Below are 22,633 nucleotides of genomic sequence, written 5' to 3' on the forward strand. Positions count from 1 at the left end.
CCGGTCCCTATTTCCCCTTTTTTAATCGTTGAGAGATAGGGAACCGAACGTAATATTTATGAATTGGAGTTACTGGCCGCCAAGCGCTCGTGGTGTTTCCGGCGACGGCGTTTCACACCCACCGAAGCAAATACACAGTAGAGCACGGGAATGAGGATAAGGGTGAGGATGGTCGAGACCGTGAGGCCGCCGATTACCGCCGTACCCATGGGTCGCCACATCTCGGAACCCTGACCGGTACCGATGGCCATGGGCACCATACCCAAGATGGTGGTAAGGGTCGTCATGATTACCGGGCGCAGACGGGAGTGACCGCCCTTGACCACGGCCTCGCGGATGCCCATGCCCCGCTCGCGGTTCAGCGAGATGTAGTCGATGAGCACGATACCGTTCTTCACCACGATACCGATAAGCATGATGGCACCGATGAGCGACATCACATTGAGGGTATTGCCCGAGAGCCACAGCGCCAGGAATACACCCGAGAAGGCGAAGGGCAACGAGAACATGATGATGAACGGGTAGGTCAACGACTCGAACTGGGCCGCCATCACGATAAACACGAGTATGACGATGAGGTACATGAGCGTGAACAGGTCGCCGAACGAATCCTGCTGGTCTTCATACGAACCCGAAAGCTGAATCGAGATGCCCGAGGGTATCGACATCTGGTCGATCTTCTTCTGGGCCTCGGCCACCACGTCGCTCATGGCTGCCCCCGAGAGGATAGCCGATACGGTGTTGATACGCTCGCGGTCCTTACGCTCGATGGTAGGCGGCGAGAACCGCTCGACCACGGTGCCCAGCTCCTTGATGCGCACCCCTTTGCCCTGGGCGTTGTAGACCATGATGTTTTCAATATCCTCGATCGAGGTGCGGTATTCGGGAGCATACATCACCTTGATGTCGTACTCCTCGCCCTCCTCGCGGAACTGCGAGGCGGTGGCACCGTTGATGCGGTTGCGCAGGTAGGTAGCCGCCGTGGTGAGGTTGAGTCCGTTGAGGGCCAGCTTCTCGCGGTCGAAGTCGACCTGATATTCGGGCTGGTAGTCGCCACGACTGATACGCACCTCGCTCACGCCCTTGATTTCGCGCAGCAGGGCCGAGAGTTGGGCCGCTACGCTGTCGGTCTCGGCAAAGGAGTAGCCATAGATTTCGTAGTCGATGGTCGTCTCACCACCCATCACCGACATACCGCCACCCAGGTTCACCTGCGACTTCTTGATTTCGGGGTATCCGGCCAGGTCCTTACGCATGAGGTCGCAAATCTCCGACAGGGTGCGTTTGCGCTTGTCGGGGTCGGTGAGACTGATGTTATAGGTAATGATGTGCGAGCCGTTGTCGGACATCGAGGCGTAGACGTTGTCGGTGCTGGCCTGCCCTACCGTAAAGTTGCACATCACGATTTCGGGGTATTGCTCCATCCACTGTTTGTAGAGGCGCATGGCCACATCTTTCGAGATTTCGGTGCGGGTACCGATGGGCATCTCGACGGTGACCCCGATACGGGCATTGTCCTGGGTAGGCATGAACTCGTTACCTACGAAGCGTACCAGCACGAGGCTGAGTACGAAGAACGACATACAGCCCACGATGACAATGGTGCGGTGGCCTACGGCCCAGTGCAACAGACGGGCGTAACCGTTGTCGAAGGCATCGAGCCCCTTCTCGATAGGTCCGTAGAGCAGCTTGAATACGCGCGATTGCTTGGGTTGCAGCTTCAGCAGGCGCGAGCAAAGCATGGGGGTAAGCGAGAGGGCACACACGATAGAGATGACCATGATGATGGTAACCATCCAACCCAACTGCTTGAAGAGTACGCCCGACATGCCCGAAACCAGCGTGAGGGGGAAGAACACGGCGATAAGGGTGAGCGTAGAGGCTACCACCGAAAGGCCCACCTCGTTGGTACCGTGCACGGCCGCCTGCCGGGGGTAGCTGCCCCGCTCGATGTGGTTGGTCACGTTCTCGAGCACCACGATGGCATCGTCGACCACCATACCGATGGCGATGGAGAGCGACGAGAGCGAGATGATGTTGAGCGAGTTGCCCGTGGCCGCCAGGTAGATGAACGAGGCAACCAGCGAGATAGGTATCGTAATCACGATGATGATGGTGGCCCGCCAGCGTCCCAGGAAGAAGAAGACGACTATCGAGACGAAAAGCAGAGCCAGCAACACGGTCTCGAACAGGGTATCGATGGTGTTGCGTATGTTGTCGGAGGTATCGATGATTACCCCCAGTTTCACGTCGCTGGGCAGATTCTTCTGCAAGCGGGGCAAGGCCTTCATCACCTCGTTGGAGATTTCGACCGAGTTGGCACCCGACTGTTTCTGAATCACAATCATGGCCCCTTGCACACCGTTGTTATAGGTCTCCTGGGCACGCTCCTCGACCGAGTCGTGCACCACGGCTACATCGCGCAGATAGATGGACTTGCCGCCGTAGTTGCCCACGACAATGTCGTTCATCTGCGAGGCGTCGTTGAACTCGCCCTGTACCCGCAGCGAATAGGTGTCGGAACCCACGTCAAACGTACCGCCAGGCACGTTGCGGTTCTCGGCCCCGATGACCGAGGCGATGGTCTCGATGCTGAGGTTGTAGGCCTCGAGCTTCACGGGGTCGACATAGACCTGAATCTCGCGCTCGGGCGCACCGCTGATCGACACCGAACCTACCCCGCTGATACGGGCCAGCGGGCTGGCCACGTTGTCGTCGAGTATCTTGTAGAGGGCCGGCATGCTCTCGTTGGCCTGCACCGAGAGGATAACGATAGGAATCATGTCGGAGCTGAACTTGAAGATGATGGGGTTCTCCGAATCATCCGGGAGCTCCGACTTGACCATATCGAGCTTGTCGCGCACATCGTTGGTGAGCACGTCGATGTCTTCGCCATACTCAAACTCGAGGGTGATGAGCGACATGTTCTCTTTCGACTCCGAGGTGATGTGCTTCAGGTCGCTCACGGCGTTGAGGGCATTCTCGAGGGGTCGGGTCACGTTGTTCTCGACATCGGCTGCACTGGCACCGGGATAGGCCGTCATCACCATAATCATATTGGTCTCGATGTCGGGATAGAGGTCGATAGGCAGTTTGGTGTAGGAAAAGATACCCAGGATAACCACCGCTACGAAACAGAGCGAGGTCATGATGGGTTTCTTTACCGAACCTTCGTATAGACTCATAGAAATTTTTCTTTAAGGGTGAATGTTTTGGAATTGGACAAAAGGCTGCACGGTTATTCGACCACTTTCACGGGGACGCCGTCCTTCAGGCGCGACTGGCCGGCAATCACCACCTCGGAACCGTTCTCGACGCCCGAGATGAGCTCGTAGCTCGTATCCATGTGGCGGCCCAGCTGCACCTGGTTGAAGGAAACCTTGCCGTCTTTATAGACATAGACAAAGCGGTCGCCCGAACCCGAACGCTTCACGACTGCCTGGTCGGGCACCACCACGCGGTTTACGTTGCCAAAGTCGATATTGACGCGGGCAAACATGCCCGGACGGATGCGGTTGTCGCCATTGGGGATATTGATTTCGGTCACAAAGGTGCGGGTGGCCGGGTCGATGGTGGGGTGAATGAGCGATACCTTGCCCTTGAACACCTCGTCGCCATAGACCTCGACGTTGACATCGACCGGCATACCCAGCTTCACCTTGGTGAAGTCGCTCTCCGAGATGTTCACCTCGACCTTCACCGGCTGTATCTGCATGACGGTGAGGATGGCACCGGTGGCCAGGTCGCCGTTGTCGTAGTTGCGGGCCGTCACTACGCCGTTGGTGGGACTCACCAGCACGGTGTTCTCGTCGAGGTTCTCATACGAGGTCTTGGCCGTTTCGTACTGGGTGCGCATCTGGTCGACCTGTTGTTGCGAGGCACCACCCACGGCAAAGAGCTCTTTCACCCGGTTGTACTCGAGCTCGAGGTTGTCGAGCTGCAGCTTCTGCTGGGCCAGGTTGGCACGGTCGAGGTCGACCAGCTTCTGCCCGGCCTTGACGTGGTCGCCCACCTCGACATAGATTTTCTTGATGCGGTTGGGCAGGGACGAACTGATGAGGTTGCGCTTATAGGGTTCGATTGTGGCCGTGTAGGAGACGACCTGAGGAACGGCCTGCTCGGTGACCCGGGCCACCTTGACGAGTTGAACCGTTTCCTCTTCGGCTTGTTCGGTATTCTCCTTCTCTCCCGAACAGGCCACAAACAGCAGGGCCGAACAAGCGGCCAACATGCCAATCAAATGCTCTTTTTTCATATCGTGTCGTTTCTTATATTATTCGATGTCGTGTATTTACTTGGTGCTCTTCTGGTCGGGTTGCCGGTATTGCTCCAGGTCGGCATTGCCCAGGAGCAGCTGCAGGTCGGACTTGGCAGCCAGAAAATCGTAGATGGCCTGGTTGTACGAGAGGCGTGAATTGGTGAGGGCCAGGTCGGCGTCGTTGAGTTCGATGAAGGTAGCCGACCCGATTTCGAAACTCTTCTGCATGATGGCGTATGCCTTCTCGGCCTGACGGACCCCCTCCTTGTTCGAGGCTATCTGCTTGACCGACTTCTGGATATTATCCATCGACATCTGCACCTGCATCGAGAGGGTGTTCAACAGGTTGTCGCGCTGCAAGCCCAGTTGCAGGACGTTCGACTTGGCCTGCTTGATGCGGAAGTGGCGTGCCCCACCCTGGAAGATGGGCAGCGAAAGCGAAAGCCCTATCGACGAATAGGGGCTCCAGCGGAAGTCGCTGAACATGCCGCCGTCGCTCATCGAAATCCAGTTGTAGTTGGCCGTGGCCGAGAGCGTGGGGAACCACGCCATGCGCTGCACGTCGACCGCTTTCTTGAGGTAGGCGGTCTGGAGGTCCAACTGGCGCAGGTCGGTATTCTGCTCGAGCGAGGTGTCGATGTTCATCGTCTCCTCATACATCGAGGCTTCATAATCTTCGAGCCGGTCGGTGGGGGTAATCTCCAGAGCCATGTCGACACCCATCAGCACCTTCAGCTGCAGCTTGCTCAGCTTCACGCTGTTCTCGGTTTGCAGCAGGGTGGGCTCGAGGTTGCGCACCTGCACATCGGCCCGCAACACGTCGTACTCCGAAGCCGTTCCCTGCTCGAACTTGTGCTTGTAGTCCTGAGCATTGAGCACGGCATTGTCGTAGCTCATCTTGATAACCTCGTAGGAGTTCTGGGCCAACAGCAGGTTGAAATAGGCCTTCTCTACCTGATTGACCATGCTGAGCCGCGACGAACGGGCCGACTCGACGGCTTGCTCGATATCGGCACTCGAGAGTTGCACGCTCTTCCACAACTGCGGGGCAATGATAGGCAGCGAAGCGCTGAGGCCCACCGAATAGGTGTTGTCGGTGCCCACCTTCATACCGGTCTCGCCCGACGAAGAGGAGCCGCCGCCCAACTGGGGCACCTGGAACTCGGGGTGCAGTTGCCCGATGGTATTGTAAATAGGTGCAAACATGGCGCTCATGTCGAAGGCCTCGGTATCCATGTACATGGTCTGTTTCTCGATGGTGCGACTATATGAGGCCGACCCGTCTATGCGGGGGAAGAGTCCGGCGATGGTCTCTTTCTTGGAGTAGTCTTTCTTCTCAATCTCCATATCGGCCACTTTAATCGTAGGATTCTCGTTAAGGGCGATGCCGATGGCGGTCTTCAAATCGAGGACCAGCGTTTGGGTCGGCTGGGTTTGAGCCGGCAGGATAGCCGGCCAAAGCGACAGAGCCAACAGGGCTGCGACTCGGGACACGAGCTTGTTTCTGTCCATAGTTTCTTCGGTTATTAAAGGTTTCTATTTGTATGCTACTATCTATATCTATACTGCTCTACTGTATCATTTGTTTTCGCGACCGGCAAAAAATTCGTCGGCATAGCGCACCCCTTCGGGCGTAGCGATACCCCGGATAAAACTTTTGAATATGGTCTCGAAAATTTCGGTAAAGGTGTATTTCGACTTGAATATCTGGTCTGAGTTTTTCAATAGTTCAAATTGCAGAGAGAGCAGCGTGCCCACAATCTCGAGATTGATGTCGTCGCGTATCACCCCCTCGCCTATTCCCTCGCGCAGCAGGTCGAGAATGGCATGCTTGTGAGTCTCCTTCTCCCGGACATAGCGATCGTAAACCTTGGGATAATAGCGCTCCATGTCGATGAAGTAGGCCGGGCTGGCATTGCGCATGAAACAGAGTATATCTTCGTGCACCTTCAGCAACAGTTCGATGACATTCTGCCGTTGGGCATAGTAGGTTTTCAGCCGCACGTTGCGGTCGTCCTCGGCCTTCTCGAGACAGGCCAGCAACAGCTCGTTCTTCTCCTTGAAATTCTCGTACAGCGTGCGCTTCGACATGCCCAGCCTTGCGGCAATCATATCCATCGTGACGGCTTTGATTCCATAGTGCAAAAACATGGGAGTGGCTTGCTCGATTATGCGCAGTTGCAACTCGTTCATCATAAGTTCTCTACTGAAAATCGGAGCAAATGTATAGAAAACTTTGAAAACTCCGAAAGTTTTCTGCGGCATATTATCCCCGTTCTCTGTTAATAATCATAAACAGCATGCGACATTCCCCCGCCCTCGCTCAAACCCAACCTTGCCCCAGGGCACGCCTCGATTCGGGCGACGAGGAAGCTGCGACCGGTCACGAAATCGGGAAGAGCGGCCGGCTTTAAAACAAGCACGGCCCGATTCTTACGAACCGGACCGACACTTGTTCATTACGGCTATTCCCTTACTTGCCCTCGCCGATGGTGGCAATGATGCCCATCTTGGACTCGGCAAAGAATTTGAGGATATAATCGATTTCGGGACTGGGAGCCACAACCTCCTTGATACGCAGAATCGCATTCTCGAGGCTGGTGCCCGACGAGTATACCTGACGGTAGGCCAGCGCGATATTCTCGATGGTCTCTTCGCTGAAGCCTTGACGCCGCAGGATAAAGGCATTGATACCCTTGTACATGATGGGGTTGTGTGCCGCCAGGATATAGGGAGGTATATCCTTGCTCGTGCGGCAACCGCTCTTGACGAGGGTCCAGCTACCCACACGACACTTCTCCTTTACAATCACACGGCCGGCCAGAATGGCTTTGCTGTGGATGTGGCATTCGCCCGAGAGGTCGCAATCGATGCCCAGGATACAGTCGTCGTCGACCCGGCAATCGTGACCGATGCGGGTACCCTTCATCATACAGATGTGGTTGCCGATGACGGTCTCGCCCGCGGGATGAGTAGCGCGGTTGATGATGACATACTCGCGAATGGTATTGTCGTTGCCGACAGTCAGTCGAGTGGGTTCACCCTTGTAGTGGAAGTCTTGCGGCTCGGCACCGAGGATAGCCCCTTGAAAGACCCGGTTGTTTTTTCCCATGACCGTTCCCGCCAATATACTGGCGTATGGATATATCACACAGTTGTCACCGATGACAACATCTTTGTCGATATAGGCAAAGGGATGTATGGTTACGTTGTTTCCAATCACCGCTTTGGGATCGACGTATGCTAACGGACTAATCATAGTATCTAAGTTTTACGTTTTTACTTTGTATTTTCCTCGATCTCACGGCCACCGCCCAGAGCATGATAGAGATTGATGACGGCTACCATGCACTGATACGAATCGGATACTTGCGACAACTGGGCGTTGAGCAACGACTGTTGGGCCGTCAATACCTCGAGGTAGGTCGAGGTGCCCAAGGTCATCAACGACATGGTAGACTCGACTGCCTTCTCGAGCGAGGCTACCTGCAAGTCGCGGTTGACCAGCGTCTCTTTGGTCGTCTGTATCTGATAGAGGGCGTTGCTCACCTCTTCGCCGGCATTGAGGATGGCCTGCTGGAAGTTGATGGCGGCAATCTGCTGTTGAGCCTTGGCGGCTTTGAGGTTGGCTATGTTGCTGCCTCGGTTGAAAATGGGCTGAACCAGCGAAGCGGCAGCCGAGAGCAACAGTTTGCCCGGATTGACAATGGCGCTACCGGCCGAGTTGGTCCAACCGGCCGAACCCGAAATCACGATGTTGGGATAGAAGGCCGAGCGGGCAATGTTGGTCGAATAGTAGGCTGCAGCCAGCGAAAGTTCGGCCGAACGCACGTCGGGACGGTTGGCGAGCAACTGTACGGGTACGCCCACCTGATACATCTCGGGGAGCTTCTGGTCCTGGAATTTGCCGCGCTTAATCGATTGCGGAGCCTGATACAACAGGGTCGAAAGGCTGTTTTCGGTCTCGCGGATTTGCTGGCGCAACGTAGGGATGGAGGCAGCAATCATGTAGTTGTTGGCCTCGCTCTGGGCTACGGCAGCCTCGTTGGTCATACCGCCTACCTTCATGGCCCGGATGGTCTCGACGCTCTTCTGCCAGGTCTTGGCGGTCTCCTCGGTGATGGCAAGCTGCTCGTCGAGCATCAACAACGTATAGTATCCGTTGGCAATGGTGGCGATGAGTTGCGTGCGCACGGCCTGCTTGTAAGCCTCGGTCTGCATCAGCATGGCCTTGGCATTGCGCTTGGAGTTGAGCAGGCGGCCGAAAATGTCAATCTCCCAACTGGCCGAAACGGGGGCATTGTAGGTCCAGGTACCCTTGCTGCTGTCGAAGCTGCTCACGCCGCCTTGCGGAGTGAGGCTAAGCGACGGCAGGAATGCCAGTTGAGCGGCGGTGAAGCTGGCCTGAGCAGCCTCGACCTGAAGCATGGCCGACTGCAAGTCGCTGTTCTTCTCCAACCCCGTGCGAATGAGGTCTTGCAGGATGGGGTCGGTGAAGACCTCTTCCCACGGCAGGTCGCCGAAGCTGGCCGTATCGGCTGCAAGGGTGTCGGTATCGGAGACCGTATCCCGGAACAAACCCTCGACCATTACATCGTCGGGCCGATGGTATTTATTGTATATGTGGCAACTGTTTAAGGTGGTAGCCATAGTCAAACCACATACCGTATATAAAAGGATTCGTTTCATATATTCTCTGTTTTATATCGCGTTCTATTTTATTTGGAATACTGCTCAATCTCCGAGCGTACCTCCGAGTTGTCCAAATCATCCCATTTGAGCGGTTTGATCTTCTCTTGAATAATCTCGAATACCACAAACAAAGCGGGCACGATGAATATCTGGCAAATCATACCGATGAGCATACCGCCCACAGCACCGGCACCCAGGGTACCGTTACCGTTGGCACCTACACCCGTGGCAAACATCATAGGCAACAGACCGATGACCATGGCCAACGACGTCATCAGGATAGGCCGCAAACGGGCGGCGGCTCCGTCGATGGCGGCATTGATGATAGGCATACCGGTACGACGGCGGTCGAGGGCGAACTCGACGATAAGAATCGCATTCTTGGCCAACAGACCGATAAGCATGATCAAGGCAATCTGCAGGTAGATGTTGTTCTCGACTCCCATGATGAGGGCGAAGATGAAGCTACCGGCCAGACCGAACGGTATCGAAAGGATTACCGACAGAGGCAGCACGTAGCTCTCGTACTGGGCACTCAACAACAGGTAAACGAATACCAGACAGAGCACGAAGATGATGGCCGTGGTACCGCTGCTCGAGCTTTGTTCCTCACGGGTCATACCCGAGAACTCGTAGCCGTAACCTACGGGCAGGGTCTCGGCGGCTACCTCCTCGAGGGCCTTGATGGCCTCACCCGAGCTGTAACCGTCGGCGGGGTTACCGTTGATCTTGATCGAGGTAAACATGTTGAAACGGTTGATGTTATCGGGACCATAGACCTTGCGCAGGGTAATGAAGTTGGTAATGGGCGCCATCTCGGAACCGTTGCGAATCTTGATGTTGTTGAGGCTCTCGGGGCTTACACGGGCACTGGGCTCGGCTTGAATCATCACCCGGTAGAGTTTACCGAACCGGTTGAAGTTCGACGAATACATACCTCCGATGTAACCCTGCATGGCCGTGAGCACATCGCTCGGGCTGATGCCGGCCTGTTTACACTTGGCCACGTCGACATCGACCATGTATTGCGGGAACGAGGGGTTGAACGTAGTCGAGGCCATGGCAATCTCGGGTCGTTTCATCAACTCGGCCAGGAAGTCCTGGGTCACCTCGTAGAAGCGGTCGAGCGAACCACCGGTCTTATCCTGCAAGTTCAACTCGAAACCGTTACTGATACTATAACCCGGAATCATAGGCGGTGCGAAGCAGAGCACACGGGCATCTTTTATCTCGGTAGCGAACTTCGAGTAGAGGGCACCGATTACCGAGTTGGCATCCATACCCTTGTCGGTACGCTCGCTCCAGTCTTTCAGTTTGACGATGAACGATCCGTAAGTATTACCCTGACCACCGATGAAGCTGAAGCCCACAATCTGCGTACGGCTCTTCACGGCGGGGTGCAACCCGATGATACTGTCGACCTGCATGAGCACTTGCTCGGTACGCTCTTGCGAGGTACCCGGCTGCAAGTCGGCCGTAATCATGATGGTACCCGTATCTTCGTTGGGCACCAGACCCGTAGGTGTCACGTTCATCAGCACTACCAGAATAATGATAGCCACGATAACACCGGCAAAGGAGAATTTCTTATGATGTACAAAATGTTTTACACCGTTTTTATATTTACCCAGCAAGGTATCGTAAGCGGCATTGAAGGCCGTGTGGAAACGGTCGATAAAGGTCGACTTCTTATGACCCTCACCGCTCTTGTCGTGCGGTTTCAGCAAGATGGCACACAGGGCCGGGCTCAACGTCAAGGCGTTGATAGCCGAGAAACCGATGGCGAAGGCCATGGTAAGACCGAACTGACGGTAGAAGGTACCCGATGTACCGGTCATGAAACTAACGGGGATAAACACCGACATCATCACCAGCGTAATCGAGACGATGGCTCCCGAGAGCTCGCGCATGGCATCGATCGAAGCCTTACGCGGCGACTTGTATCCCTGGTCCAACTTGGCATGGACACCCTCGACGACCACGATCGCATCGTCGACCACAATCGCAATAGCCAATACCAAGGCGCAAAGGGTAAGCAGGTTGAGGCTGAAGCCCATCAGATACAGGGCGAAGAAGGTACCGATAAGCGATACCGGGATGGCGATGGCGGGAATCAACGTCGAACGGAAGTCTTGCAGGAAGATGTATACCACGAAGAACACCAGAATGAAGGCCTCGATAAGGGTCTTGATTACCTCGTGAATCGAAGCGAACAGGAAGTCGTTGGCATTCAGCGTAGTCTCTATTTCCATACCGGCCGGGAGGTCTTTGCGAATATCGTCGAGCAGGTCGGTAATATCGCCGATAATCTCGGTAGCATTCGAACCTGCCGTCTGGTAAATCATGGAGCTCACGGCGTTGTGGCCGTTCTGGAAGTTCTTAAACCCGTAGGTCAAACGGCCCAGCTCGATGTCGGCCACATCTTTCAGATAGAGAATCTGACCGTCGGCATCGGCCCGAATGACCATGTCGCCAAACTCCTCGGGGGTTTGCAGACGGCCCTTGTAGGTGAGCACATACTGGAACGACTGTTTACCCTGGTCGCCAAACTGACCGGGGGCGGCCTCGATATTCTGCTCGGCCAGCACGGCGGCAATATCGGTAGGCATCAATCCGTATTGTGCCATCACGTCGGGTTTGAGCCAGATACGCATCGAGTAGTCGGTAGCCATTACGTTGGCATCGCCCACACCCGGGATACGTTGTACCAGAGGGATTACGTTGATTTTGGCGTAGTTCTCGAGGAACTCGAGGCTATACCGGTCGTCGGGGCTGTAAAGCGAGAATACCATCAGCATACTGGTCTGTCGCTTCTGGGTAATCACACCCACCTGCGTTACCTCGGCCGGCAGCAGGTTCAAGGCTTTCGACACCCGGTTCTGCACATTCACGGCAGCCATATCGGGGTCGGTACCCTGTTTGAAATATACGGTGATGGTGGCCGAACCTGTGTTGGTGGCGGTCGACGTCATGTACATCATGTCTTCCACACCGTTGATCGACTCCTCCAAGGGAGCGATTACACTATTCAAGATAGTCTGGGCATTGGCACCCGTATAGGTTGTAGAGACCTGTATCGTAGGCGGTGCAATATCGGGGTATTGCGTGATGGGCAAAAATACAAGTCCGATAAGGCCCAGTATAACCATGAAGATGGATATCACGGTCGACAATACCGGGCGATTGATAAATCTGTCTAACTTCATAATTTCTTCCTATTTTGAAGTTGAGGGTTATTATTTGTTTTGTGCTTGAGCCTGAGCCTGACCTTGAGCCTGAGCTCCGGCTACCTGAATGGTCATACCGTCCTTGAGGGTATTGACACCTTCTACCACGATGCGGTCGCCAGCCTTGAGGCCCGAGAGCACCATGTAGTCTTTACCGTTGTCAATCGACGAGATGGTGATTTCGGTCGATTTTACCGTAGAGTCGTCGTTGACTACGTAAACAAACTTCTTGTCCTGAATCTCATAGGTAGCTTTCTGGGGCACCAGCAGGGCGCTGTCGCTCTTCATCGGAATCATAATCACACCCGCGCCGCCGCTACGCAGCAACTTGTGCGGGTTGGCAAAGGTGGCACGCATGTTCGACGAACCGGTCTGCGTGTCGATGATACCGCTGATGGTCTCGATTTCGCCCTTCAGGGGATAGATACTGCCGTCGGAGAGCTTGAGCGATACGGCCGGAAGTTTCGACAAGAAATTGTCGGCACCGTATTGGGCGGCCAGTTCCAGAATCTGACGCTCGGTCATCGAGAAGTAGACATACATCTCGGCGTTGTCCGACACGGTGGTGAGCGGCGTAGCCGACGAAGGCGATACCAGGCTACCTACCCGGAAGGGAATCTCGCCTACCACACCGTCGAGCGGGCTGGTCACGCGGGTATACGAGTCGTTGTTGCGGGCATTCACCAACTGAGCCTCGGCCTGAGCCAGTTGAGCCTTGGCCGACGCGTAGGAGTTCTCGGCCATCTGCAAATCGTACTCGCTGATGATGTCGCGGCGTTGCAGTTCGCGCTTGTTCTCGGCCGTGAGGCGAGCCGTCTCGGCATTGGCGCGAGCCACCTCGACATTGGTCTCGGCTACCTTCAGAGCAGCCTTGTAAGGCACCGTATCGATTACGAAGAGCACCTGGCCTTTACGCACGACCGAACCCTCGTCTACCCGCAGTTCGGTAATAAAGCCGCTTACATTCGGCCGTATCTCAATATCCCGTTTACCTTTGATTGCGGCAGGATAGTTACTATACCACTCCATTGAGTCGGGCTCCAATGTCATCACGGCATACTCACGAGCCATTCCACCTGTCTGAGCATTTTTCCCTCCACAGGAAAACAAAAAAATACAAAGCATCGCACCTGCGATGGGTTGAATAAAATTTTTGGTCAGTTTCATATTCATAAGTAACAAAATATTATTGTCGACGTTGGTACTCTGTTTAAACTTTATATTAACAAATGTTAATAAATATCCTATTCATAGACTCTCTCTGCTCCTATAAAATGACTTACTACCCCAATAAACAGGGACTTTTGCCAGCTTTTTCAAATGCCACAAATTTAGGAATAAAGTCTGTATAATAGCTGGAAATAATGAAAAAATAAAATAAAATAAAATTTATATATTTCACCATACAATCTTTCTTATACCTATTCGACTGCAAAGATAAATTCTTCTCCCTGTACGAACTGGTTCTTTATCACCGATATTTAGTTCTATTTTTCCGATTCGAATACTTTCCGGCCAAAAATCTGTCCATATCAACACGCTTTGTCAACCGGTCGAGGAATTTTCGACGAATATATCGGATTTTTGTACCATACTTTACTGGATACCAACCGATATGCAACGGCACAAAGGGAAATGAATCGGGCGACAACGGCTCATGCACCAATACAAAATCGGAAGAGAGCCTATTGCCTGCCAGCCTCCAAAAACAGAGGCGACCGCTCTCCTCGCCTCGGTCCTGTCCTCCTGACCGGTCGTGCACACTTTCGCACACAACCCGTTCGCAAGAAGAGAGAACTTGGAAGAAGAGAACGGCCGCCCGCCAAAAGAGCGAGGTATCGCCTTAAATCTCCTTTATCGAAATGGCATATCCTCCACCGGGAGCGACATACTGTTTCAATTTCGATTTCGAAGTAACCTTGATTTTTCTGATTTCATACTTCTGAGGATTCGTCAGGTAGTGAGTCTCTTTCGTATCGCTGTAGACCGTTGCCTCGTATTTCTTTCCCTTATCCAGGAAATCGAAACTGATTTCGGAGACACGGGCGTTGTAACCGCCTACACTACCGACAAACCACTCGCCCGTCTTTTTAGCCTTGCGGGCTATGGTTATATATTCGGCCGGCTCGGCTTCGAGATAGACGCTCTTCTCCCACTCCATGGCTACATCCTTGATGAACTGAAAGGCATCGGCAAACCGCTCGTAGGTCTCGGGCAGATCGGCCGCCATCTGCAAGGGGCTGTACATGGTCACATACAGAGCCAGCTGATTGGCGATAGTCGTGTTGGCATGCGAGTGGTTGTTGGGGTTGTACTTGCTGATGTCCATTTCGAAGATACCGGGCGTGTAGTCCATGGGGCCACCGATGAGCCGGGTAAAGGGCAAAATGGCCACGTGGTAGGGCTTGCTGCCGCCGAAGGCCTGATACTCGGTACCCCGGGCCGACTCGTTGCCGATAAGGTTGGGATAGGTACGGCATATACCCGTGGGACGCACGGCCTCGTGAGCATTGACCATGATTTTGTACTGGGCCGCTTTTTCGACGGCATACTGGTAGTGGTTGACAATCCACTGGCTGTAGTGATTTTCACCGCGCGGAATGATATTGCCCACATAGCCGCTCTTCACGGCCGGATAACCGTTGTCGACCATAAACTGGTAAGCCTGGTCGAGATGGCGCTCGTAGTTGCGAATCGAGGCCGAGGTCTCGTGGTGCATGATCATCTTCACCCCTTTGCTCTTGGCATAGTCGCGTATCTCCTCGAGGTTAAAGTCGGGATAGGGTGTTACGAAATCGAACACATAATCTTTGGAGTTTCCGAACCAGTCTTCCCAGCCGATGTTCCACCCCTCGACCAGCACGGCGTCGAAGCCGTTTTCAGCCGCAAAGTCGATGTATCGCTTCACATTTTGGGTGTTGGCCGAGTGACGACCGTGGGGCTTGGCCTTGGCATAGTCGGTTACCCCCAGTTGTACCGAGGGGAAATCCCACGTATAGGACCAGTCGCCCATGCCGGTAATCATCTCCCACCACACGCCTACATACTTGCAGGGTTTAATCCACGAGGTATCCTCGATTTTGCAGGGGTCGTTCAGGTTGAGCGTGATGCGCGAGGCGAGGATGTCGCGGGCATCGTCGCTGACGATAACCGTGCGCCAGGGCGAGTGACAGGGTGTCTGCATGTAGCCCTTGTCGCCTTGCGAATCGGGGGTAAGCCACGAGGTGAAAATCATGTGCTCGTCGTCGAGATTGAGGTGCATGCAGGCATAATTGATAAGCGCAGCCTCGTGCAGGTTGATGTAGAGGCCATCGTCGGTCTTGAGCATGAGGGCCGTCTGCACGCCTGTGGGCGAGAAGCTGGTTTGCGAGAGGTTCTCGGTGATGGCACCGGCCTGCAGGCCGCGGATCTCGGAGAGGCGCGATACGGTGTAGTCATACTCCTGCGTATCGTAGTCGCCCGGAATCCAGTAGGCCGTGTGGTCGCCGGTCATGGCAAACTGGGTGCACTCTTCCTTGATGACAAAATAGTTCAGGTTCTTCTGTTGCGGAAATTCATAACGGAAGCCCAACCCGTCGTCGAACAGACGGAAACGCAGCACCATTTCGCGGTCGGTATTTTTCTGACGCAGAGTCACCGCCAACTCGTTGTAGTGGTTGCGTATCGAAGCCTCTTCACCCCATACGGGAGTCCAAGTTTCGTCGAATGTGGAACAGGCCGTATCGGCTATGCAAAACCCGGTCATCAGCGAATAGGGTGTACCCTCGTTCTTCTCGTCCAGGTCGTTGAAGTCGCGCCGCTGCGACTCGCCCTTGAGTTCGATACCCAGATGGCTGGGTGCAATTACCGTTTTTCCCTTATATTGCAATGTATACGTAGGACGACCTTTCTCTATCGAGAAATCCATCTGCAACTGTTTGTTGGGCGACAGCAAGGTCTGTGCCGAAACGGCCATGCTGCAAAGTACAGCCGCCACCCCTATTTTCAAAGCTTTTCGATTCATGATTTATATTTATCTGTATATTTTATTCATTAGTCTTTCAACAGTTTGCACACTGTCATTTGCCCTTCTTCCGAGATTCTCACCAGATAAGTACCCTTGTTCAGTTGGGCAATATCCAGAGTCGATACACTACCGTTCAATCTTTGTTGCATCACGCACTGGCCGTTTATCGAAAAAATCTCTATTTCCCCTTCGTTTGAGGCCAGATGCACATTGATCAAATCTTTGGTCGGATTGGGATAGACATAACTCTGATCTGCAACCGGAGTCTGCACACCCGTGCTCTCCTTGCTTATGCTGTAAACCAGAGTCTGGTCGTTGAACCGTATCGTATAATCGCCGGTAGTCTCAATGGTAAATTTGAGGTTGGGCTTGCCGCCTGTGGTCTCGACGGCCGTTCCGGCCAAGCCTTCTACACCACCCCAGTCCTTGTCGCTCCAATTGTTAGTGTTGGCAAATTTCAACTCCCACTCTCCGGCCGGGATATTCACGTCGGTTACCTCCCATTGGTTGTCGGCCACCAGTTCCATGTAACCGGCACCCAGAGTCCAGTTGTTGTAGGTACCGCCTACATAAATCTCCTTTTGTACCGAGTCGTATGTGCGAACGACAGCATACTGCAGGGTGTGAGGATTAAAGGTAATGTAATAGTTTCCGCTCGTCTCGATGGTAAACTTGATGTTCTTGCAACTCTCGTCGGGGCCCTTCACGGCAGTACCCGTCAGGCTGTTGTTCCCGTCGGGAGCACCCCAATCGGTATCGCTCCAGTTGTCGGTATTGGCAAACTTCATTTCATAGGTGCCGGCTTCGAAATAGAGGCGGTCGCTCGTGAGTGTTCCGTCTTTCGAGGGGTCTTTGAGCATGAGGCGTTTGTCTTCGTCGCCATTGAACCAGTTGGTAAAGGAACCGGCAATAAAGTAGGTGCCGATCTTGCTCAAATCGAGCGACTCGGAAACATCGGCTACTTTCGGTACCCGAATCGTATTGCTGCTCGTCCAGTCGGAGTATTGAGTTTGCTCGCCACCGACAACAGCTACCCTGAAATAGCGGGCCGGACGTTCAAAACTGCCTTCGGTTTGGGTGATGCTTACCAACAGCGAATCGGCATTATACTCCGTACAGGAGAATTGCAACAGGGCATAGTCGCCGTTCCGGTATTCAAAGCCTTCGCCCTCGTCGTCGTACAAGGCACCTTCGGCCTGACCGTTGTCAAGCGGATTTACATACAGCGTAATGGAGTCGCACGTGTACTCGGCCGTGCTCTGAATGTCGTGACCCAGATAAGGCAGAATGGCACCCGAGCGAAGTGCTACGATGGCTTGATAACCGTCGTCCTCGGCTTCCAGTGTTAGCTCGTCCCAGTCGCCACCGGGCAAGGTGGGGTTGACAGCCCAGCGCGGAATCACGAGCAGGTCACCGCCCAACAGGAAGGCTTGTTGCTCTTCGCGCAAACTTTCGTCGGTCAAATCGGCAAAGAATACCGGGCGCATGACGGGCATGCCCGTTTGAGACGATTCGCGGAACAGCGTATAGAAATAGGGCAACAGATGGTAACGGCGGTTCACGGCGTTGCGGGCCACCTTCTCTATCTTGCTGCCAAAAGCCCAGGGCTCTTGAGCGTGTTCCGACGTGTGATTACGCGAGAAGGGGTAATAGGGAGCCAACGCAAACCAGTGGCCCATCAGGTCGGCATTGCCGATGCGGCCGTATCCGCCAACGTCGGGGCCGCCGAAAGGTTGTCCCGAGAGGCCGAGGTTGAGCAGTACGGGAATCGTCAGCTTCAAGTGTTTCCACGTGTCGAGATTGTCGCCGGTCCACGTAGCGCAATAGCGTTGTGCACCCAGGTGATTGGCACGGGAGAGGAGGAAGGGACGCTTGTCGGGGCGGCTCTGCATGAGGCCTTCGAAAGAGGCTTTCGTCATCAACGACCCGTACAGATTGTGATAGCGCATGTGAGGCCCGGCAGCCAAATCGCCGCCACCGCGATGCCAGTTGGTCGTGAGCATGGTCCACTCGGGGGTATTGAACACGCCCGGTTCGTTCATGTCGTTCCAGGCACCGTCCATATTGTTTTCCTTGTAGAACTCGCCATAGAGGCCGGCCCACCATTCGCGAGTCTCGGGCCGCGTGAAGTCGGGGAACTTGCACATGCCCGGCCACACTTCGCCCTCGTAGTCGGTCACCTTGTCTTCGGTTTTCACCCAGTGATCGCCCTCTTGTCCTTGCTGATAGACAATGTAGCTATCATCGATTTTCACACCCGGGTCGGTAATGTAACCGGCCTTGAAGTTACGGCTGTGAAGCGAGTCGTTCATGGCCAGCGGATTGGGAACTCCGGCTGCCGAGAAGTAGTCGGAATCGTCGTAGGTGAAAAGACGTTTCCCATCCATATAGTCGATGTCGAACCAGATGACGTCGCACGGGTGATGGCGACGACGCATCTCGCTGGTAATCCACAGGACATCGGCCGGTTTGTACGAAGGGTTATAGCGCGACTGGTGGTACCCGATAGCCCACAGCGGCGGCAGGTTGATGGTACCCGTCAGTTCGCCCAAGGCCTGCATCATCTCGGCCGGAGAGTTACGCTCGATAACGACCACCCGGAAAGAGGGACCTTCGCTGGTGATTTTCATCGGGTTCGTCAGGTTAATCTCCGAGCGCCAACTGTTATCGGCAATGATACCGAAGGTTTTGCCATCGGGACGTACCCCCATAATCCAGGGGTGCGACTGATAGAGCCCCTCTTTGTAATAGCCATAGTTGTCGTTGTTCCACAGAGGAATATCATAACCGTTACGGCGCAAATTGCCGTTTACAAGCCCCGTTCCGTACAGGTCGACATTGTCGCTGTAAGCAATCTCTACCAGGGTTTTCCCGTTATCGTCGGTTTTGAAAACCGGACGTATCTCCCAGTCGGACGGCACATCGCCCTGCCGGGTCAACTCTTTCTGTATGGCAAACGAGGCCAAAGTTTGTGTCGAATCGAAATCGGCCGGATAGAATACCGCCATTCGATCGCCACACAAAAATTCTTCTTGAGCATGCACGCCGATAGAGGCACACAGCATCAAAACAGACAGCAATTTGTACTTCATAAAAAACTATATTTCAAAATAAGCAATCTTGTAACTTCTTTTCTATTCGTCGCGGCAGAGCCGGCCGGGCCGAGGCAATCCCCTGCAGGACTCCTCCCCCAGCCCGCTTCCGAGATCTCAATATTCCACGACAATCATGTCCCAGTATTTCAAGGCCGGGAGGGTTGTGGTTATCTTGCCGCCGGCATATTCATACTCGAGCGGTATGGCCACACCGTCTTTCACATCGGGCGAAGCCACCCATACGGCTTTGGGATTCTGTTTGACGGCAAAGCTCACATTCACGGCTTCCAGCAAATCGGGCTCACCCTGGTTGGCATTGGTATCACACCAATCGAGGTGTGTGGCATTGCGATAGCTCAACAGGTGTATCACATCGCGGTCGTCGAAGCGTTTGCCCACGGTGGCAATCTGGCCTCTCACGGGTCCCCACTGGTTGAATACAACATCGCCGGTCGTCGAGGTGACATCGATACCGTACCATTCGCCACCGTCGCGCAACAGGTTCTGGTAGGCGGTGAGGAAATCGTAGTAGTGAATGAGCGCAATCTTCAACTCACCCCGCATCGAGAGGTTGTTGTTGGGGAAATACTCGTTGCAAAGCAGATGCTCGCCCAGTTGCAGAATAGAACCGCCCCAGGCAAAAGCGGCCGCACTACCCATGAGGATACCGGGCGTATTGAAATAGCTGCGTCCCTTGCGTCCGTGCTCGTAATTCATATAAGCGGCCAGAACCGTCTTCTTGCCATTGGACCACTTGTCGTTGTTGGTAATGATGTCGGAGAAGATGGTATATCCGCGGTCGTCGCTGTGGTCCCACACCTCGGTGTAGAGGAAGTCGACAGGAGCTTTCGAAATCTGGTTCTCCTGGCCATACTGGCCCACGGCATTCATCACGAGCGACTTGTCGGGATTGGCCTCTTTCATGCTCTCGATAAAGTGCTTGAAAGTCTGGTCGAGATAGACCCGGTTGCCATAATAGTCATAGGTTTCGCCCCGGTCGCCCAACTGGTCTATCTGGTAGCCGTCGAAATCGAACACGGCATATACGTCGCTGTTCTGCTTGGTGATGTAGTCGATCCAGGCTTCATTGCCCGAATTGACAATATAGATGCTGCTCTTGAAAGGCGATCCCAGCTCGTGGCAATCCTTACGCACATGGCTGGCATCCTTGAAGAGATACCACTCCTCCTGCACGCCATCTTCGGCGGCATCGGCAAGGGCACCGTAAGCCAGGTTGTAGAACAACGACTTCATGCCATACTGATGCGATTTTTCGATATATCCCTCTACCGTCTTCTTGTAGCAGTCGCGGTTGATGATGTCGGTCCACACCTCCATCGGTGCCGACGGCGTACCGGCCAGGGGTTTGTGGTGCTTGTAGTGCCAGTCCTGGAATTGCACGTAGTTGATGTGATGGCGATTGAGGTCGGACATGACGTCGGATATATCCTGGTCGGTCATGTTGCCATAGGCCGAGAGGAAACCGTTGCGCGGGAACCGGTCGGGGGTCGACGATACATCGACGGCAATGCTGCCATAGACGGTCTCTACCCCGTCGGCATCCTTGCTGTACAGGTCGACCATATAGCCCTGATAGTCGGTGGCAGGCGGCTGCCAGCTCCAGCTGCAGCTACTCAGCGGAGCCTCCTCGAGGGTGGTACCCAAATGACGGTAACGTACCATCACGTTGGAAGCCCCTTGAATGAGCTTGTTGAGCGTGAAATTCACAGCCTCGCCCGGAGCATAGCAGGCTTTATCGGTATTGAGTTGTACCTCCATGTAACCATCGCCATAGGTGATGGGATCGTTCTCTATGTCAAAGCGGTTGCAGGCCGAAATCGACAGGAGAGCCGAAACGGAAAGGTAGGCTAAAAACAGCTTCTTAATCATATCTTTTGAACTTTATAATTTTACGAATGAGATGGTTTCATTTTCCACGTCGATAGTGATGCGGTAATTCCCGGCTTCGCTTATAATCCATTTGTTGTCGGGCTGGTTGCCGATGACGTAGGATCCGTTTTCCGAGATGGGACAGTTGGCCTGCGGAGCCAGTATGAAATCGCCGCCAAAGCTGTGGTCGATTTCGAGCGGGAACTTCAGTTCGCCTTCCGACAAATAGCCCTCGTAGGTGAACACGTTGGGGTTGGACGAATTGCGTTGCATCTCGGTGATGTTGTCCCACGACCAACCGCCGGGAGCAGCCGAGCCCATGATCCATACATGCTCGTATCCTACGTAGTTGCCAATCTCCAGAGTATTGCCCCGCAAGTCGAGTGTCACGCTGTACTTGTTGGCAGCCGGTATGTTCCACTGCTTGCTGGCCGTGCCTATATCGTCGACGAGTTGGATGGTCGTGGTACCCAGCCCGTTGTTGTCGAGAGGCTGATAACCGGCGCAACCCGAGGTCGCGGTCGTGCTCGAGATGAGCATATTGCCGGCCGACAAGGCTCCGTTGTAGATAAAGATAAAGGAGTCGTCGCTCGACTGCTCGAGTTTGATGGCCGAGGGTGCAGCCTCGCCTACCAGATAAAGGGTCGAGAAGGGTACCTCGCCGTCGAGGTTGGTGAAGCTGACGGTAAGCAGGTCGAGATTCACATCGATCAGGTAGTTGCCGGCCTCTTCGATTACCCACTTGTTGTCGGGATAGTCTTCCTCTTTCTCCCGGTAGTGCATCCTGGTGGGGTCGTCGTTGTCGCGCACGTAGCACGGATACCAGTCGCCCAGCTGGGCATTGAACTTGATTTCGCCCTTCTTGAGCATACCCTGCCAGGTGAAGTGCGCAATGTTGTCGTAGTCGCTCGACATGATGGTGGCCAACTGATTGTCCCAACCATTGGGGGTAGCATCGCCGATGATATAGAGGTTGAGCACCCGCCATTTATAGGGAGCGATTCTTACCTCCTTCACAGGCGATACCTGCATGGGGACGGTGGGGTCTGCGACGGTAGCCGTTACCCGCATTTCAAAATCGGTGTATTGCTCGAGGGGAATGGTGGGGAAATAGTGGAGCAAGGTATCGGTAAGCTCCTTGTTGGTAAAGGAGATTACCCGCGAATCGGTCTTGCCGATGTTGTATTTGATACCGTTTTCGAAATTATCGCCCTTCACATCCATCTCGAAAAAATACGAGATAGCTGCACCCGTACCTTGGTTGGTCCCGCTGGTCCAGGTAATTTGCAGAGCCTCCTGGGCATCGCTGCGCTGGTCGCAACGTACCGAATCGGCCGAGAGATTTATCATCAGGGGCGACTCGCCCTTGTCGAGCACAATCTCCTCCTCACACCCGACCAGACCGACCGAGGCGAGTAATGTCATACCTATTATAGTCTTTGCTTTCATTGTTTTTCAGTCTCTT

12 protein-coding genes are annotated in these 22,633 nt (G+C 54.2%); all 12 read right to left on the reverse strand.

Translation table 11 applies throughout. From position 1 onward, the window contains the following. Positions 1–56: 56 nt before the first annotated feature. Positions 57–3,185, reverse strand: coding sequence for an efflux RND transporter permease subunit (locus B5F38_RS01940; RefSeq protein WP_087407628.1), 3,129 nt, complete (start codon positions 3,183–3,185; stop codon positions 57–59). A gap of 53 nt (positions 3,186–3,238) precedes the next feature. Then, positions 3,239–4,255: an efflux RND transporter periplasmic adaptor subunit gene (locus tag B5F38_RS01945; RefSeq protein ID WP_087407629.1), complete on the reverse strand. Its 1,017-nt coding sequence runs from the start codon at positions 4,253–4,255 to the stop codon at positions 3,239–3,241. A 36-nt stretch (positions 4,256–4,291) separates the two neighbouring features. Next, positions 4,292–5,770 (reverse strand): TolC family protein, encoded by a 1,479-nt coding sequence (locus tag B5F38_RS01950; RefSeq protein ID WP_087407630.1) that lies wholly within the window; start codon positions 5,768–5,770, stop codon positions 4,292–4,294. A 66-nt stretch (positions 5,771–5,836) separates the two neighbouring features. Beyond that, positions 5,837–6,454 (reverse strand): TetR/AcrR family transcriptional regulator, encoded by a 618-nt coding sequence (locus B5F38_RS01955; RefSeq protein ID WP_158096822.1) that lies wholly within the window; start codon positions 6,452–6,454, stop codon positions 5,837–5,839. Positions 6,455–6,731: 277 nt separating this feature from the next. Then, positions 6,732–7,517 (reverse strand): acyl-ACP--UDP-N-acetylglucosamine O-acyltransferase, encoded by a 786-nt coding sequence (gene lpxA / locus B5F38_RS01960; RefSeq protein ID WP_087407632.1) that lies wholly within the window; start codon positions 7,515–7,517, stop codon positions 6,732–6,734. 20 nt (positions 7,518–7,537) lie between these two features. Then, positions 7,538–8,947: an efflux transporter outer membrane subunit gene (locus B5F38_RS01965; RefSeq protein ID WP_087407633.1), complete on the reverse strand. Its 1,410-nt coding sequence runs from the start codon at positions 8,945–8,947 to the stop codon at positions 7,538–7,540. 29 nt (positions 8,948–8,976) lie between these two features. Beyond that, on the reverse strand, positions 8,977–12,156 hold the full coding sequence (locus B5F38_RS01970; RefSeq protein ID WP_087407634.1) for an efflux RND transporter permease subunit: 3,180 nt from the start codon (positions 12,154–12,156) through the stop codon (positions 8,977–8,979). Positions 12,157–12,186: 30 nt separating this feature from the next. After that, positions 12,187–13,248: an efflux RND transporter periplasmic adaptor subunit gene (locus B5F38_RS01975; RefSeq protein ID WP_241147784.1), complete on the reverse strand. Its 1,062-nt coding sequence runs from the start codon at positions 13,246–13,248 to the stop codon at positions 12,187–12,189. A gap of 772 nt (positions 13,249–14,020) precedes the next feature. Beyond that, positions 14,021–16,180, reverse strand: coding sequence for a glycoside hydrolase family 97 protein (locus B5F38_RS01980; protein WP_087407635.1), 2,160 nt, complete (start codon positions 16,178–16,180; stop codon positions 14,021–14,023). 29 nt (positions 16,181–16,209) lie between these two features. Then, complete coding sequence (locus B5F38_RS01985; protein WP_087407636.1) at positions 16,210–19,275, reverse strand: TIM-barrel domain-containing protein; 3,066 nt, start codon at positions 19,273–19,275, stop codon at positions 16,210–16,212. A gap of 117 nt (positions 19,276–19,392) precedes the next feature. Continuing rightward, a complete protein-coding gene (locus B5F38_RS01990) occupies positions 19,393–21,168 on the reverse strand; it encodes a glycoside hydrolase family 66 protein (RefSeq protein ID WP_087407637.1) in 1,776 nt (591 codons plus the stop codon). Between the two features lie 12 nt (positions 21,169–21,180). Next, entirely contained in the window at positions 21,181–22,617 is a 1,437-nt protein-coding gene (locus tag B5F38_RS01995) for a SusF/SusE family outer membrane protein (RefSeq protein WP_087407638.1), read from the reverse strand. Between the last annotated feature and the right edge of the window lie 16 nt (positions 22,618–22,633).

This window comes from Barnesiella sp. An22, assembly GCF_002159975.1.
Lineage (GTDB): Bacteria > Bacteroidota > Bacteroidia > Bacteroidales > Barnesiellaceae > Barnesiella > Barnesiella merdigallinarum.